This is a genomic window from Microbulbifer maximicatervae (SeqCode), from assembly GCF_052467955.1.
On the sequence record NZ_CP174329.1, the window covers coordinates 3,114,043 to 3,130,438 of the forward strand.

At 47.7% G+C, this 16,396-nt stretch carries 13 protein-coding genes, 4 tRNA genes and 1 pseudogene; 12 read left to right on the forward strand and 6 right to left on the reverse strand.

Annotation, left to right across the window (positions count from 1 at the left end; genetic code table 11):
• Nucleotides 1-93: 93 nt before the first annotated feature.
• The 4 genes from ACJJI5_RS13365 to ACJJI5_RS13380 all read right to left on the reverse strand — a co-directional run bounded on the left by ACJJI5_RS13365 (nt 94) and on the right by ACJJI5_RS13380 (nt 4,596).
• The gene (locus ACJJI5_RS13365; protein ID WP_445354320.1) at nt 94-1,761 is read right to left on the reverse strand and encodes a beta-helix domain-containing protein; all 1,668 of its coding nucleotides are present in this window, start codon (nt 1,759-1,761) and stop codon (nt 94-96) included.
• Nucleotides 1,762-2,352: 591 nt separating this feature from the next.
• Nucleotides 2,353-2,907, reverse strand: coding sequence for a DUF1285 domain-containing protein (locus tag ACJJI5_RS13370; protein WP_445354321.1), 555 nt, complete (start codon nt 2,905-2,907; stop codon nt 2,353-2,355).
• Entirely contained in the window at nt 2,900-3,586 is a 687-nt protein-coding gene (locus ACJJI5_RS13375) for a TetR/AcrR family transcriptional regulator (RefSeq protein ID WP_282932697.1), read from the reverse strand. The genes ACJJI5_RS13370 and ACJJI5_RS13375 overlap by 8 nt, the downstream gene beginning before the upstream one ends.
• A gap of 329 nt (nt 3,587-3,915) precedes the next feature.
• On the reverse strand, nt 3,916-4,596 hold the full coding sequence (locus ACJJI5_RS13380) for a hypothetical protein (RefSeq protein ID WP_444897196.1): 681 nt from the start codon (nt 4,594-4,596) through the stop codon (nt 3,916-3,918).
• A gap of 349 nt (nt 4,597-4,945) precedes the next feature.
• Here ACJJI5_RS13380 and ACJJI5_RS13385 point away from each other — a divergent pair, with 349 nt between their 5' ends.
• The 3 genes from ACJJI5_RS13385 (at nt 4,946) to ACJJI5_RS13395 (ending at nt 6,246) form a co-directional block, all read left to right on the forward strand.
• On the forward strand, nt 4,946-5,794 hold the full coding sequence (locus ACJJI5_RS13385) for an acyl-CoA thioesterase (RefSeq protein WP_282932695.1): 849 nt from the start codon (nt 4,946-4,948) through the stop codon (nt 5,792-5,794).
• A 69-nt stretch (nt 5,795-5,863) separates the two neighbouring features.
• Nucleotides 5,864-5,940: transfer RNA gene (locus tag ACJJI5_RS13390), tRNA-Pro, on the forward strand.
• 132 nt (nt 5,941-6,072) lie between these two features.
• Nucleotides 6,073-6,246, forward strand: a complete 174-nt coding sequence (locus tag ACJJI5_RS13395) for a hypothetical protein (RefSeq protein WP_444897195.1) — start codon at nt 6,073-6,075, stop codon at nt 6,244-6,246.
• 91 nt (nt 6,247-6,337) lie between these two features.
• Here the strand turns inward: ACJJI5_RS13395 and ACJJI5_RS13400 are convergent.
• A tRNA-Pro gene (locus ACJJI5_RS13400) sits at nt 6,338-6,414 on the reverse strand.
• A gap of 85 nt (nt 6,415-6,499) precedes the next feature.
• Between ACJJI5_RS13400 and ACJJI5_RS22360 the strand changes: the two are divergent.
• From ACJJI5_RS22360 to ACJJI5_RS13440, 9 genes and pseudogenes are all read left to right on the forward strand, one after another.
• Nucleotides 6,500-6,838, forward strand: a pseudogene (locus tag ACJJI5_RS22360) (hypothetical protein); the annotation flags it as partial.
• Nucleotides 6,839-7,535: 697 nt separating this feature from the next.
• On the forward strand, nt 7,536-8,405 hold the full coding sequence (locus ACJJI5_RS13405) for a polyadenylate binding domain-containing protein (RefSeq protein WP_445354322.1): 870 nt from the start codon (nt 7,536-7,538) through the stop codon (nt 8,403-8,405).
• 90 nt (nt 8,406-8,495) lie between these two features.
• Nucleotides 8,496-8,729 (forward strand): hypothetical protein, encoded by a 234-nt coding sequence (locus ACJJI5_RS13410; RefSeq protein ID WP_282932693.1) that lies wholly within the window; start codon nt 8,496-8,498, stop codon nt 8,727-8,729.
• Between the two features lie 85 nt (nt 8,730-8,814).
• Nucleotides 8,815-10,722 (forward strand): S8 family peptidase, encoded by a 1,908-nt coding sequence (locus ACJJI5_RS13415; protein ID WP_444905352.1) that lies wholly within the window; start codon nt 8,815-8,817, stop codon nt 10,720-10,722.
• Nucleotides 10,723-11,120: 398 nt separating this feature from the next.
• Nucleotides 11,121-12,347, forward strand: coding sequence for a hypothetical protein (locus ACJJI5_RS13420; protein WP_445354323.1), 1,227 nt, complete (start codon nt 11,121-11,123; stop codon nt 12,345-12,347).
• A gap of 472 nt (nt 12,348-12,819) precedes the next feature.
• A tRNA-Cys gene (locus tag ACJJI5_RS13425) sits at nt 12,820-12,893 on the forward strand.
• Between the two features lie 90 nt (nt 12,894-12,983).
• A tRNA-Leu gene (locus tag ACJJI5_RS13430) sits at nt 12,984-13,070 on the forward strand.
• Nucleotides 13,071-14,313: 1,243 nt separating this feature from the next.
• On the forward strand, nt 14,314-14,445 hold the full coding sequence (locus ACJJI5_RS13435) for a hypothetical protein (protein WP_445354324.1): 132 nt from the start codon (nt 14,314-14,316) through the stop codon (nt 14,443-14,445).
• A gap of 253 nt (nt 14,446-14,698) precedes the next feature.
• Nucleotides 14,699-15,241 (forward strand): nitrogen fixation protein NifB, encoded by a 543-nt coding sequence (locus tag ACJJI5_RS13440; protein ID WP_445354325.1) that lies wholly within the window; start codon nt 14,699-14,701, stop codon nt 15,239-15,241.
• A gap of 667 nt (nt 15,242-15,908) precedes the next feature.
• Here ACJJI5_RS13440 and ACJJI5_RS13445 read toward each other — a convergent pair.
• The gene (locus ACJJI5_RS13445; protein ID WP_445354326.1) at nt 15,909-16,394 is read right to left on the reverse strand and encodes a hypothetical protein; all 486 of its coding nucleotides are present in this window, start codon (nt 16,392-16,394) and stop codon (nt 15,909-15,911) included.
• Between the last annotated feature and the right edge of the window lie 2 nt (nt 16,395-16,396).

A 16,396-nucleotide genomic window follows, 5' to 3' on the forward strand; every position in this document is an offset into this window, starting at 1 on the left:
CACGGTCTTAAATCAAATAAGGCGCCGACTCCATCAGCGAAGGCGGCGCCTTAATTGATTGGGATTAGCATCCCCAACCGCTACCTCGATCTATTACTCAAACCAGAGAGGTTGAGCGCGATCACCCTGGTGAAGACCGTAAGTCCAACCCTGAGTCCAATCGGTACCATCCTGCTCAAGCGCACCCAAATAGGCACGACCCAGTTCGGCAGAAACCGTAGGTGCAACGCCATCGATCACTTGAGCAGATGCATCAACTGTGAACATTGCAGGGGAACCGCCGAGCAAAACAAAGTCAGTATCGGCATTAGAGGTTGGATTAACTTCACCGGAGATAGTGGCAAATTGGTTCCCGCTATCCACAGCCCAAGTCTCAACATTGAAGCTGTCTTCATCGGTTTTAGTGCGATCTTCACAGGCGAAAATGTTGGAAGTCAGAGCCACCTCAGTCCCAGCAGATGCTTCGCCGCGAGTTTGAGAGCTCTCAATACGCAGGCAGTAGTTATCGCCGGCCACGCCAGTCTCATCAGCAAAGAAGGAGGCCACAACTATAGAATTAGTGATCATTGGATAAATACCCTCACGCAGGCGCCAGCCTGCACCGGGGTCATGAGTACCCTCTTCTTGAGCGGAAACAATACAGGTCAGCCCGTCAATTACTGGTCGACTGTTGAGACCCTGGCTGATCAAGGTGGAATAATCAGCTCCATCACTATATGAACCGATGCCATCGGCCTCTATACAGTGATTGCCGTCAGTCTCACTTTGAATCACCAAAGCATTGGTAATACTTCCACGATAACCTTCATCAATATCAATGGAGTCATCGCGAACGTAGAGTGCAACATAATTTTCGACATCTACAGCGCCACCGAAGAACTCGATACCGTCATCGTAAGTTGAGTATGTTTGAAGGTTACGGATCGTTGTGCCATTACCTACAGCATCAAAAGCAATTCCGTTCAACTCATCACCACTAGCAACTTCTGCGCCAGTGTGTTTGACAACAACGTACAAAAGCTCTCCCGAGTTATCGGCATTGTTGTCACCGCCGTAGTAGGAAGTATTGTCATCAGTGGATCCTTCAGCAGCTACGTGACACTCGCCATCAAGAGTCAGATCACCACCACCAATAGAACCTGTATATTGGCATTTGTTCGTTACACCAAAGCCATTAATAACCATTCCACCCCACTGTGAAACATCCTCCGGACCTACAGTGCCAAGAACATCAGTTTCTGACGTAAAAGTGATGGGAGATGTTTCTGTACCGCGAGCAAAGACTTGCGATCCACGGTTTACAACCATAAATGCTGAATTATCTTTAAAAGCGATAGTGGCGCCCGCCTCAATTTCCAGTTTTACGCCGTCACCACCCTCAGAAATACCGGCTGCTGCTAGGTCAGAATCGCTGGAGTAACTTTCTCCAACAAACAAACTGCCGCTAAAGACATGAGCTCCATTGCTATCCAGCGCAGTGAGATATAAATCTTCAGTTAATGGGTTTGCAGCAGAAACAAAATCAGTTGTGTAATAGCAGCTACCACCGCTAAATTCACCTTGTACACTTGAACTTTCTATAGTGGCACATGGATTTTCATCAGTGGAACCTCCGCCAGGATTTGTCACTGAATTATCTACCGAGTTGTCCACCGAGTTATCTACTGTTTCCGGCTCGATACTCACACCGCCACCGTCACAACCCGCTAATAGCGCAGCAATCGCAGCTGCCAGTAAGAGCTTATTCTGTACTCGCTTCATGTTTCCCCCTATAGGAATTTCAATCCAAAACTTTAATTGCTTCAACTCCGCCATTTTTAAAAAAAATAAATGACAACAACCAAGCAAATAAAAACTATATTTTTTGTTTCGCCGTAGCGATTTGGACGGAGGGAAGTTTAGAAATGCACTGTTGCGGATTTGTTACTTATTTAGATATTTCCGTAAATTATCGAATTAATATTCTATTCCTTTCAGAACAAATACACTTATATTTCCATAAGATTTCAAACACTATTTTTTTAATAGAAATGAAATACAGCAACACCACAAATGAATAGTACGGACATGTATATTCCCGGGCTATTTTCCGGATTCAAGCAAGCACCGGCACAATCAAGTATAAATTCCACAGCGGTAATCAAAATACAGGAGCGATAGTGGCATCCACTAAACAGTTTGACACCAAAGATATAAATAAGGAAAGTTCGTCGAGAGAGTAAAGTCAGGAGCTATAGGGTCAAGCAAGTACTTTCTAAACTCGAACAGTGAGGAGCAAGGCTATGAATTAAAGCCCCAGCTACAAATCAGCGCTGAGGCGCGAGGAATCCGCCAGCAGGAACCGGGAGCTATCTAATTGCAAGAACCCAGCAGGAAATCTTTTCCGTCACTTTGCACATAAAGCTTATCGGTATCGCGATCCCCTTCAAGCGCCCAGTCTACCAACTGGTAAAAAACATCACGGGAAACGCGAGCCTGTAACCCCCCTCGAATCTCCAGGTAAGGGATTGGCTGCGGCGGAGCACCAAAGTCTCTAAGTTGCCACTGCCCCTCTTCCGACAGCTCAACAACGTCGCCCACATTTGTGGTGAAAAGTAGCTGCTGATGAGTACTTCCGGGGTTGCGGGCCACCTGAGTGATTACAAATGGAACATCCTCCACTGTGATTCGCAGCTTTTCGACAGGGGTGACAAGGAAGTATTCATCCCCCTCACGCTTCAAAATGCTGGCAAACAGTTTCACAAGAGGATGACGACGAATCTCTGTTCCCTCGTGGATCCAACGGCCATCAGATTTGATGACCATATCCATGTCCCCACAAAGCTCTGGGTTCCACCTTTCTACAGGTGGATGCCCATGAAATTCAGCCTGTAATTTTTGCAGCTGCTGGAACAGGGGCTCAGCCAAGGGCGGACCCCGCAGAATCGCTGTGATGGCTTGTCTGGCTTCCCTCTGGCGTTTTGCGAGAGGACATATCACCGATATGCACACCCACATCCATAATAAACTCCATCAAACCTTCCCTGTCCTCTATTACATTGGCAAAAGACTTGGAGTGATAAAGCTCTACCGCCCCTTGCACAAGCGCCCAGTATGTTGAGTAATAGAAGTATGCAGGAACGTTCTTCAGCATGCCCTGCTCCATACGGCGCTCAAAGACCCGATTGAGAGAGGTAGCATTGGAATTACGAATATTGTGGAGCTCCGCAATCATTTCTGGAGCCAGGTTCAACGCGATAATCTTCTCCTCCAGGCGCTGGAAGAGTCTATCTTTGCCAGGATCGGCCATACGAGATTCAAAATAGGCGCGGGCTGGAGCGGTGATATCACCTTGCTCGGCCAAGGCTACAGCGGTCTTGAGACGCTCAGCGAGGGATTTTTCATAATCCATCAGCAAGCGCATGTAGATTTCTGTCTTGGAAATGAAGTGCTTGTAAATCGTGCCCTTACCGATATCCACACGCTCGGCAATCTGTTCGACCGTGACTTTCTCTTCACCGTGCTCCAACAGAAGCTCCAGAGCCGCATCCAGGATACGCTGCTCCCGCGCGCGGAACCGCTGAACCTTCTCTTTTGCCTTATCCATACTTCCGACCTTCTTTGCCCGTAAAAATGGGGACTGAAATTGACTATTCATTCATGAATGATAGGCAATTCAAGTCGGTTGGAAAAGTAAATCGGGGAATTAGACTGCCTAATATTAAAAATATTAGGCCATTTTGCTCAAAATTTACTCAAAATGAGCCAATTTTAAGCTGAGAACAGACCTTTTATTTTAGCATGTGGTGACGTTTGGCGAGCCCAAGCATTGCACATAACACATAAAATTCGACGATTGAGTGATTGCGGGGTAGTCCATTACCCCAATACTTCCGAATGAAATCAAGAACTACACCAGAACACAAGAAGCCACTATTAAACGGACTTCAGCTTTAGCTCCAACAGAGGCGCGACTACATCGTTGTCCTGCGTGCGTATCCAGAGCATTTCCTCCTCTGAGTAAAGCTCTGCAACAATCGCATTAGCTAATTCACAATCATGAGAAATCAAATGCTGCGCCAACCACTCTGCAGCAAAGGTACGTTTTTTACCGAGCGTACCCTGTGAACGCTTGTACAGGTTTTTTACTGCCTTGCGCGCATATTCTACTGAGGCGATTCCCGGAGTCGCTTCAACCATCTTGCGATGCAACTTTTTGCTTTTCTGTTCGATGATATAAGGAAGCACTTGGCCTGAAACATAGTCGTGGGCGACCGATCCTTTACAAGGACAGCTATACGACTTCCTGTTTTCATAGATTTTTTTTAGAGCATTGAGGTGATTATTGGTCTTGTATGCGGATCGGGCCGCCAAACCAGCGTAACCAATGGACAATGCTGTTCCAGCAACAACCAAACCAATACCCGTCGCAGAAGTCGCAGCCGCTGCACCGGTAGCCAGGCCGGTTAGTGTGGCACCTGTAGCCGTCTGTGCACCCCACACCCCATAATAAGCAGCAGAGCCAACTCCTCCAGCCACAGCCTTTGCGGTACGGTGCCGACTGACAACCTTGCCGAAATTCAGTGGTGGACGTATATCAATATTGTCGTGTGGCACCTGTGGTATCTCCTACTTCTTTTATTCAATCTTTGTTGGATAGCTGCAAACGAATTAGTCCAACTGTCCCAACAACTATTGGCGCTTTATACCACAGAAATAAGTAAGAATTCGACATGTCGCAATAGTCAATAGCACAGAGTTTCAACTTGACTGAGAAAATCAGTAGCCAGTGTATGGAAAAGAGCTGGATAGCTATACGAGGTGGCACCTGTGACCAAAATGGGCCTAACGTTCAAAATATGAATGGGGTTAAAGGGATTTGCTGTTATTATCCTTTTGATTAAGAGCGCAAAGCTCCCCATCTGCAAACTCTGTTAAGTGGAATAGGTAACGGGCAAAATCCCTTATGTTGGAAAAATTAGGTAAGTTATTGGATGTTGAAGAGCTGGATCGAAATCTCTTCCGCAGTCGTCATCACGTTGAAAATTATCGCAAAGTGCTTTTTGGCGGGCAAGTTCTGGGCCAAGCACTGATGGCAGCAACTCGTACCGTTGAGCATCGCCTACCCCACTCCCTTCACGCCTACTTCCTCCGCCCTGGCTCTAGTGAGCTGCCGGTGATCTACGAAGTAGACCCAATCCGCGATGGCGGTAGCTTTACCACTCGTCGCGTAGTCGCCAAGCAGCGCGGGCGCGCGATCTTCAATATGTCCGCCTCCTTCCAAATTCGGGAACCCGGATTTGACCACCAGGCCGACCTGCCTTGTGTCGAGATTCCCTCTCCTGAGAGCCTGAAAAACACCCAGGAGCTGGCCCTGGAAGCTGGATTGGTTAGCCCGCAGTACGATCAGCGGCGCTATATGATCGATTTTCGTCCGGTAGACCCGCAAAGCTACTTTGGCGCTGAAACCCGCGAAGCCAAATGCATGTTCTGGCTGCGGGCAGAGGGCGAGATGTCGGACGACCCGATGGAGCACCGGGCAGCACTTTGCTATGCATCCGATATGGGACTCCTGGGTACCTCTCTACAGCCGCACGACATATCCTTATTCGATCCCCAATTGATGCCCGCGAGCGTTGACCACGCGATGTGGTTCCACCGCGATTTCCGCCTGGATCAATGGCTTCTCTATGTAACGGATAGCCCTTCGGCAACCGGTGCCAGAGGCTTTACCCGCGGCCAGATTTTCACCCGCGACGGAACGCTGGTAGCGTCTACCTGCCAAGAGGGACTGATTCGACAAATAAAAAATTAAATCAGTGGTTTACAGCCGAAAAATTGCTGCTATAGTGCCGCCCCTTCGCAAATGATGCGAAACAAAAAACGGTGAGTAGCGCAGCCTGGTAGCGCACTTCGTTCGGGACGAAGGGGTCGGAGGTTCGAATCCTCTCTCACCGACCAGATTTTCAAAGCCCGCTTTTAGCGGGCTTTTTTGTGCCTGAACTCTTTAGCTTGAGCTGACGATAAGCCGTTCAGATTACCCCTCACTTTCCCCCAGTGCATCGCACCAGGAACAGTACAAGCAACTCCTGCATGTTTACCTTGCCGGGCTTAATGCGGAAGCGCATTAAAAAGTTAAAAGCGATGGGGACAAATAAAGAATTAGCTTCAGAAGTACCGAAGAGGCACGAGGCTTTGAGCATGGCTGGCTTAGCTATTTACACCGATAAGCAAGTAAGAGATAACACCCTCAAGGCAGCTGTGTAATTGCCCATGTAAGCCTTTAAAGTAAAAGCGCTACCAGGAATGAAATCATAAACACGAAAAAGCCCGCATAAGCGGGCTTTTTCTTTTTATATGGTCGGTGAGAGAGGATTCGAACCTCCGACCCCTTCGTCCCGAACGAAGTGCGCTACCAGGCTGCGCTACTCACCGAGGCCGCGAATACTACTCATCCATTTTTCAAAGATCAAGTAATTTTTGGCGCGAATGTCATCATTGATCATTTTGCCGACACAACCGATCTTTGAGTTGTCCTCAAAGGCAGTCTAATCCGCATTATAGCTGGACCTCCCCGGCTCCAAGCGCCTCTTTCTACACTGGAGATTCAAGCTTTACGGTTGCTAGTAATTGCCCCAATCTCCGACATATCCATTTAGTCTGCCAACTAACAACCAATCCCTTACTCGTCCTGGGGTCGAACACTTTCCACCGATTTAGCCACTCTCTGAAACCCTCTTCACGTATACGGCAAACTGTGGTCGCCAAAGAAATACCGATATTATTTCTATCCACTTTCTTGTATTTACGTATCTTCAACGACTATCAAGTACTTTTAGTTTTGAGTGCACACGTATAAAAAATGCAAAGCTCTCCACAGAGGATGCAAGAGTTTGGAGCAGAAAAAACCAAGAAGGGCATACAGTGCGAGGCAATAGCAAATTACATTGAAAAGCTGCTAGATATCGTTTTTTGATATTTTGAGTAAGTAGATCTTTACATAAAAGCGAACTGACAAGCTCGTTAAGCTGCTTTTCCAAGACATCGATATAAACAGTTACCTTTAAATTCCAGTTCGCTATTTACGGATATTTCTACAAGTGCCGCTATTTTTCACCGGGCACCCGAGGGGATTTTCCCCGAGCCCTAACACCAATACAAGGGAGCAGCACCCTGCACGCCACAAGAATATTAACCACTCATTTAAGTAGAAAATCCCGAGTAAGACTTTATTTTTTAAAAAATATTCCTTTTGGGAAAATTACAGAATTTTAAGAAAAATGGTGACTACAATTGCGCCCCCATTACCTTTTTGTTTCCCGCTCCATTTTTTTTCAAACTTTCCCTGTGCTTCTGAAAAGCTTCTCTATACTCAGATCAGCCGGCTGAGTGTCCGTCGCAAGATGCAACAACTCGAAAGCTCATTACCGATTTATTATCAGCAGGCTGATCCTAAAAACGGGGCTCTATCAAGCTCCAAAATTCTCACCCGTAAACCATGAAATAACCTGGGCGATAGCCCCCTATCGTCATTGGTCTACTCGAGGAGTACGTTCATGTACCAACCATATGCATATGCTCAAGGGATCTTTGGACAACCACAAAACTATGCCGTACCTCCGATTAATCCGGTCGTCGGACTCACTCCCCCCCAGCCATACCTACCGCTTCAACAGTTAGCACCACAAGGATTGCTGGGAGAGTTTATTAGCCGTGCAGCCCCGGTAGTTGGTGGCATTGTCGGTGGACCACAAGGTCAATTGATCAATGCACTCGGCGGATTGGGCCAAGTACTGCCCATCCAGGCCGCACCGCAGCTTCCACAACAGTTAGCGCCCCACATTCCTCAGCAGCTTGCTCCACAAATTCCACCTCAGTTCGCTCATCAGTTTGCCCCCCAAAACTATCTCAGCGAATTGATAAACCGCGCGGCCCCAGTTTTGGCCAATTACATCAATAACCCTCAGGCACAGCTAATCAATGCAGCCGCCCAACTAGGGCAGCTCTTACCCTATCAAGCCGCTCCGCAACTGCCACCGCAAGGTCTCCTCGGTGAGTTGATTAGTCGTGCCGCACCTGCTCTTGGCAACTACATTGGCGTACCTCAACAAGGTCAACTCCTTAACAACTTGGCGCGCCTCAACCACCTGCTGCCCTACCAGGCCGCACCGCAATTCACGCCACACCTCGTTCCTCAGACCTACATCGGCCAACCGGTAAATCAACTGGCACCTGTGGCTCCGGAGCAGTATGGATCGGTTCCCCCGCAGGCTTTTGCACCACTGAGCCAACCGGTGCCATTCCAGGCTTTCCCGCAACCACCTCAGCAACCCCTCCAGAATTTGAGTGGCATCGGGCAGCCACTGCCCTATCAGGCAATGCCGCAATCCAACTCAGCCTTTCAGCAACAGGCTTATCTGCACTAAAAATGCAAAAAAAGGGGCTTCACGCCCCTTTTCCTGGGGGTGGGTTCGACCCTGCCCTATTTTGGATGGCGCAGTCACAATGAGAAGAAAATGAAGAAGTTTGAGCAATATGTAGCCGTACCAAATCGTAAGGTATCAGCTAGCACTCTGGAGCTAGAGGAGCTGGTGAAGGAAGCTTCAAATTGCCCCGATGTTAAGGACGTTACTTTGCGCAAAAGCAACGTCACCCTTGTGGCTACACCCGATGCCGTCGACGACCTAAGAAAGAAATTGAGAGGCAAAGTAATTATTGATCCGGATCAACCTGTCCACCCTCTCAATTGAGACTGAAACCCACTCGATTCACCACTTTCAGACGTTTCACACGCGTACTAAATCAGTACCGCACTGAAAGCGAAGGAACATGAACATGACTGAATCCCGACAAGAAAAGGCCGCAGGAGAACCTTCGGTCGAGGTTGCAGAGAAAGTCGAGCTACTTATTTCACCCCGCCGCAGCCTGATGGCTAAATCCATGGGCGTGCAGCCATTGAGCTCGGGCTCAATGCACCATGTGATTTCCACTATTGCCAGGCAGGCAGGTTGTGAGGTGCTTCGTGAAATACGCCCCGGCAGAAAACTAAAAACGCTGTCTTCCGCCGATGAGGCCACCAATATTTACAAAGTCCGTATGGATGTGGATGCTGCTGCGGCACTTTACCAGACCACTCCACCAAACGTCGCCGTTGAACTGGACTCACTTCTCTCTTACGGGCAAGCGAGTTATTCGCCGACCTTTTCCGCAGTTTTTGCACAGCAACCCGGACTATTGCGTGAATACCATGTCCAGGCACAGCAGGTGCACTTCCGCGTTATCGGCGCAAAAGGTGAGCCCATACGCGACGCTCAAATAATTGTTGAAAGCGCGGGCTTTCCCCAGGAGGGGGTCACTAACAATAAAGGGGAGGTTGCGCTCAGTATTTTTGCGCAAAGCGGCGGCGCTCAAGTGAAATCACTTCTGATCCGTCCCGCCAAAGATTTCTGGAACAAATATATTCGCAGCCCCTCCCTATCGCTCACCGGTGTGAACCTGGTGAAACTCCAACCTCTGAGCGAGGCCATACCCAACTTCCCCAATGATGCCTCCTATGGCTGGGGGCAAAAGTACATGGGCCTGGACCAGCTACCCGATGAATACACAGGCAAAGGTATCAAAATCGCAATCATCGATTCCGGTGCGGACAATAAGCACCCAATACTGAGCCATTTAAAGAATGGTATCGATGTCACCAATAATTACGATACCGATAGCTGGGTAGAAGATATCGTCGGCCATGGAACCCACTGTGCGGGAATTATTACAGGCCAACCCTCTGGCTCCGAAGCAATACGCGGATTTGCTCCTGAAGCCGAAGTCTATGTATTCAAAGTTTTCCCCGGCGGGCAATTTAGTAGCTTGATTGATGCGCTCTCACATTGCATAGAGCTCGGCGTTGATGTGGTGAATATGAGCCTGGGCAGCTCTGATTCATCAGAGGCTGTTGAGCAGCAAATCGAGGAAGCGGTCCAACATGGTATCGCCTGTATAGTTGCCGCAGGCAACAATGGCGGGGCAGTCCAGTATCCAGCCAGATCCCCAAATGCTATGGCTGTAGGCGCTCTTGGAATGCTCAATGAGTTCCCCAAAGATTCCTGGGAAGCGCAAACAGTAATACCCTCAACAGCATCAGCCGACGGTCTATTTGTTCCTAGGTTTAGCGCTTTCGGCCAGGAAATTTCTGTTGCCGCACCTGGTGTGGGTATCGTTTCGTCTGTGCCTGACAAAGGCTTCGATGTTCAGTCAGGTACATCAATGGCCGCGCCGCATATTACCGGTTTGGCAGCTCTACTACTTGCCCACCATCCATTATTTAAAGGTGCGCTCCGGCAGAAAGATGTATCCAGAGTGACCGCCTTATTCCAACTGATCCAATCCTTGGCCGCACCAATGCCCCTCGGGGCAGAGAGAGTTGGCGCAGGTGTTCCCAAGCTTTTCGGTATCAACTCCGCTTTTGAGTCCGCTAAAGAGCAAGCAAGGGCCGCGGGTACTCATGCCGCAACCGCGCAAGGCCCCTCCCCAGCCACTCCATACTCTGGATTTACCATGAGTCCGTTACAGGGCTACCCCCCTCAAGCTACACCCAGTTGGCAGGGGCAGTTTGTGCCGGGAGGTTATTACCCTTCCGAAATAGCCGCGGTTAACCCCCAGCAACCAATGGTAAGCAGTTTTCCAGATGGATTTGCCCTGAGCGCCTACGCTATGCAGTTCGTTGATCCCCGTGCAATCAGATATTGGTAGCTCTGTCGCCATCGTTAGTTAGACTGCAAAAGACCTTTCAAGACCGCAGCTATGCTGCGGTCTTATCCTTCGTAGCGCTCAATTCCCACTTAGTCAGCATGCCTGCCCACTAGCCCAGCCCTCTCAAAAGATGTTTGTGACGGCCCACCCATATCTATCTTCTTGGTTACTTATACGGGAGATGCTTACTAGTATGTGTGGTTGTATGATAACGACTTTGTAAGTGTATTCTTTTTAAGTGGTACATATCTGAAAACCAATCCAATGAAACCTGACGGCACAAAACTGTCACCTCATAACTGGCTAGCTTGTGACCAGTTTGCTTGAAGATGACACAAGGGCACCTGTAGGCTTAGATACTGTCGAAACGACTAATTGTTGGATTTCCCGCTGAAGAAATGATGCTTAAACGATTACTAACACTGCCGCTATTACTCGCCACTCTATCCCCTGCTGTTCAGGCTTATGAGATTCTTTACAGTGCAGAGATCTCACCCAACTCCAAGCTGGCTGAGGTGGAAATGGCGCTCAGCGGTGATGATATGCCAAGTAAGCTCGTTCTAAACTTGCGCTCTGGCCGCTATCAGGACCTGGAAAGTGACACCCCCCTAAAGATCGAGGGCGACAAAGCAACCTGGCACCCCGAAGGAAAGAACCCCGCCCTCAAGTACCGCTTTGTCATAGACAACCAGCGTAGCAACGGTGGCTACGACTCACGGATCACCAAAGACTGGGCAATTCTCCGCAGCGATAAATTGATTGCACCGGTATCGGCAACCAGCCGTGGCCGCTCTACCGCCCGCCTTAAGCTGGAACTTCCTGACCAATGGTATGCGGCCCTACCCTACCCTGAGATCGAAGATAACCTATACGAGTTATCTGACCCCAAGCGTAAGTTTGTAAGACCCAAGGGCTGGATGATTGTAGGGAAAATTGGCAGTCGGCAGGATATGATTGCCGGCACTGAAACCCGTGTTGCAGGCCCTAAAAATGAGAACATTCGGCGGCAAGACATCCTGGCCTTCCTAAATTGGAACCTGCCAGAGCTCAAGAAAATCTTCCCCCTCTTCCCTGACCATCTATTGATCGTAACCGCTGACGACCCCATGTGGCGCGGTGGACTGTCGGGGACACGTTCTCTGTATATGCATGCTGATCGACCATTAATTAGCGGCAACCGCACCAGCAGCATGATCCACGAGTTAGTTCATGTTGGCACGGGAATTCACGGCGACGATGAGAGCGATTGGATTGTAGAGGGACTGGCTGAGTTTTACTCCCTGGAGATTTTAAGGCGAACTGGTGGCATCAGTGAAACCCGCTATCAGGAGGCAATGGATAAACTGATTAAATGGGGTAAGAAGGCTCCTTCACTATTAGTCGAACGCTCGTCCGGCCCCATTACCGCCCGTGCGGCCGGGGTAATGCAGCAACTGGATAAAGAGATTCGCGAGGCCAGCAATGGCAAGGCAAGTATTGATGACGTGGCACGAGAACTGGCTCGAACACGCGGTGAAGTGACTCTGGAAAGGTTTAGATCCCTGTCTGAGAAAGCAGCCGGTAGACCCGTGGATGCATTAGCCACAGAAAACCTGACAGACCGGGCGAAAGGCTCCAGTAAATAGCAGACAAAAAAAAGCCCTGACGACGGGGGGGGAGAGCGTCAGGGCCAAGACCATTAGGAGTGAAACTTGGAGGATTTCATCCTTGCTTCCGGGTGGTAGCCATGTGAGCCACCCTACCAGCATTACTAAACACGTTGGGGGAGATGTGTTAGCCAGATAAAGACAGTATCGAACACAGGTCACAGATTGCCAGCACACCTGAAGATTAATTTAGAACAAATGGAAATAGGTTCTTGAGCACCAGTGCTAAAAGTTATTACAGCCCTCCCCCACCATCAGAAGGTAACTTTTCCTACTTTTTTTCACTTGATTGCAACATTGATGAAAACAATGCTTGACTAATCCTCTAGAGTCCCTAAAATGGCGCCCACTTACACAGCGAAACGCACGTAAGTATAAGAAAACGCTAGGATTTTTCAGATTTATCAGATAGAATTCGCAGCGTTCTTTTCCGCCAAAGGCGGATAAAAAAGGCTAGGTGGCAGAGTGGTCATGCAGCGGACTGCAACTCCGTGTACGCCGGTTCGATTCCGACCCTAGCCTCCATTTTCCTCTTCATTGCAGTATCCTGTTGAATGCAATGAAAGTGAGAATGAAGGGCAACTATTAAACATCGCCCTCTCTCGCAAAGGATCTGCCCGGGTGGTGGAATTGGTAGACACAGGAGACTTAAAATCTCCCGGCTTCACGGCCGTGCCGGTTCAAGTCCGGCCCCGGGCACCAATCAGATCTTTGAAATCAATAATTTACATATCTTTTAGTGCAAACTTTGTGCGCTAACCTTCTCTCTCCTCGAGCGATACAAATCTAGTTAGAGTTTTTGCTGAGCGAAGAAAATAGAGCCCCTACTTCCCATTACTGATAGTTTTTAGGTCTAGCGATAAATACAGCTTGAGCATTAGTTGTGAGATTCTCATCAAGACGGCTGACTACTCTTTATGGTCATCAGTAGGCAGGGGAAGCACCCGATTCCGAAGGAGGTTGCAGATTTAATAAATGCCCACAAGCACCGCGTTTCGAGCAAGCCTAAAAAAATATATGCTGACGATCTCTAGGCTGACAGCTTCAGATTAATGAAGGCAGAATTGAGTTGGAGTAGCACTTCACATCAATAGAGTACGAAGGAAGCTTCATTCATAAAGCAACTGAGTTTGGAGTTAAGCATTACAGCAACCCAAACCCTACAGCGCTTGGAGTCAGCATCCCCCCCCCTAGTGGACACTTATCAACCTCCCACCAGCTGGCATGCAGCGGTCTACTAAACCCAGACACCAATATAGGTGGTGAAGTTGTCAATAAAATAGATACTCGATGAGCCGGCAACGTCGAGCCTCTATCAATTTCAATACGTTAAGACGAGGGAATGGCGCTAACCCCAAAGTGAAATACTATAATGAAAAATCGTATTTAATTACTTGGAAACGCGGGCGAGTTCCCTGTTTTTGATAATACCGGAGCCAAGATCAATTCAATTCTAGATTTTTCTTAATTGTTTCGCCCTTTATGGCAAGTAACCCAAAGTACAGAGGCAATCCAATTTATGTTCAGGCCCTTGGCTCTACTAGTGTTCGCATCAGTCCCGATACTATTATGGATATCTTTTCCAGCTATCCGACTCCTCCTCCCTCAACTTAACGGCGTTAATTGTAATGGCCCTGTTTGCGTTGAAGATAAGAAAAGACTCGCAGAAGCAACCGTTCTATATCGTTCAGCGAATGATTCACTGAACAGAAACAGTATTCTAGTAAATAGCCAACCTACTTTTGTTTATTGTTCAACTGTCGAGTGTTACCGTTCATTTGGCGGTGGGCAAGAAAGGGCCATATCTTTTCCTTACTCAGGCACTGTAATTGCGCCGAGTTCCTGGCAGGTCTATATTACTCAACATGAAATGGTGCACTGGTTTCAATTTAAAGAGATAGGCCCACTGAATACAATGCTTAAGCCTGAATGGTTTAGAGAGGGAATGGCGTACCTATATAGCGGCGCTCCCGATTCAGATATCCCTGACCACTATTACCCAATGATTCAGCAGTATAAAGAATGGCACTCAGATATGGAGTGGAATGAAGTTATCTGCGCAGCGAGAGAGCTTTAAGGAGCCTCCAAATAATTCTGTAATATCTCTGCGAGCCTTCAGAGACAGAATTCTGGACACCCGCAAAAGTCGTTGCTTTAAGTGCCAGAATTATTGACACGGTAGGGACTACAGGATACAAATACTGTATAAATATACACATCACCAAAGATCAATGCCCTTACCTCGTAGCGCACAAGTCTCGTTAGACACTACTCCCTATTACCATTGCGTCTCCCGCTGCGTACGAAGAGCGTTTCTGTGTGGTAGAGATATGAAGTCTGGTAATGACTATGAGCATCGCCGCGAATGGATTGAATCCAGAATGCATAATCTAGCTTCAATCTTTGCCCTTGATATCGCTGCCTATGCCGTTATGAGTAACCACTACCATATCGTACTTTATATCGACAAAGAGAAAGCGCTGAATTGGCCGGATACCGAAGTCATTCTCCGTTGGCAGAAGCTATTCAAAGCTTCCAATTTGGCCCGTCGCTACCTTCAAGGAGACATTCTCGATCACTGTGAGATGAGAAAACTAAAGGAAGTCGTCGCTCTATGGCGAGACCGCTTGATGGATCTTAGCTGGTTTATGCGCTGTTTAAACGAGTCTATCGCCCGTCAGGCCAATGCTGAAGATAATTGTACAGGCCGCTTTTGGGAAGGTCGTTTCAAGTCCCAGGCTTTATTAGATGAAAGAGCTCTTGCTGCCTGTATGGCCTATGTCGACCTCAACCCTATCCGTGCCAATATGCAAAAACGCCAGAAGACTCTAACCATACCTCGATCCAACAACGCATTCGTGCAGCAATCTTAGGTGAGCAGCCCAAAGACTTACTACCGTTTGTTGGCAATGAGCGCCTGAATATACCTAAAGGGCTTCCCTTTCAGTTGGATCACTATTTAGAACTAGTGGACTGGAGTGGTCGACATCTAGCCCCCAGAAAACGAGGCTTTATTGCTGAAAGCACGCCACCTATCCTCAAGCGACTAGGTATCTCACCAAAACACTGGCTATACCTCAACAGAAACTTTGAAAGTCGCTTTAAAGGTTTGGTGGGATCAGTGGAGACAGTACAGCAAGCCTGTATCCAGCTCAATAAACGCTGGATGCACGGTATAGACGACTGTCGGCGCTTCCTTTCTAGAGCATCCTGCTAATTACCATCCAACCTATCGATACCTCTCCTCCCGGCTTGTATCCAAACCATGATTTTCCAACCCCAAGTATATTTCCTCAGTCTTCCACTGCACCTTAACACTAAATCAGAAAGAAAAAGTCGCTAGAGCTGGTACTAAAAACACGGCTCGCACTTCTTTCCAATCTTTGGGTGTCCAGAATTAGCTTTCCATGCTCATATATTCTGCGATAGTAATTATATCTAGCTGACTTAACTGAATAGGCGTATCGGATCCTTCCTGGACACCTTTAAAAACTTTAAATCTAAGTAACTCGTAGCGCTGTTTCCACTTCTCTTGTGCAATTACTCCCTACACTCAATAAGAACTTCCGTATATCTTAATTTATCATTTACTTTTTCTTGATCTGCACCAACTGAGAGGGGGGCTAGTTTAAATTCCAAATAGTATCTATAACCATAACCAACTTTTATGCTCTCAACCTGTGAGACTTCAAAATGACCATAATCGATATTTCTTCCATAAAATTCTAGTGAAGCAACATTAACGGGAATATCAAATAATTCCCAATCAATATCAAAGTTATTGTACGCATCCTCAGCGTACATCAATCCAACTCTTGAGTGCTCTACTCGATAATTTGAGAAATTACTAAGTACATTTTCCACACCACTCCACAACTGCTCCAATAACACTTCGTCTTTAGATAAAGACTGCAAATTAGAACAAGGGGCTCTAGTAGCCGAATTAAACTGAATCACAAAATACAATGCAATTAGGAATAGCCCGAGAAAAAAAATAACAGTAAATTTAATAAGCTTATTAATCATTT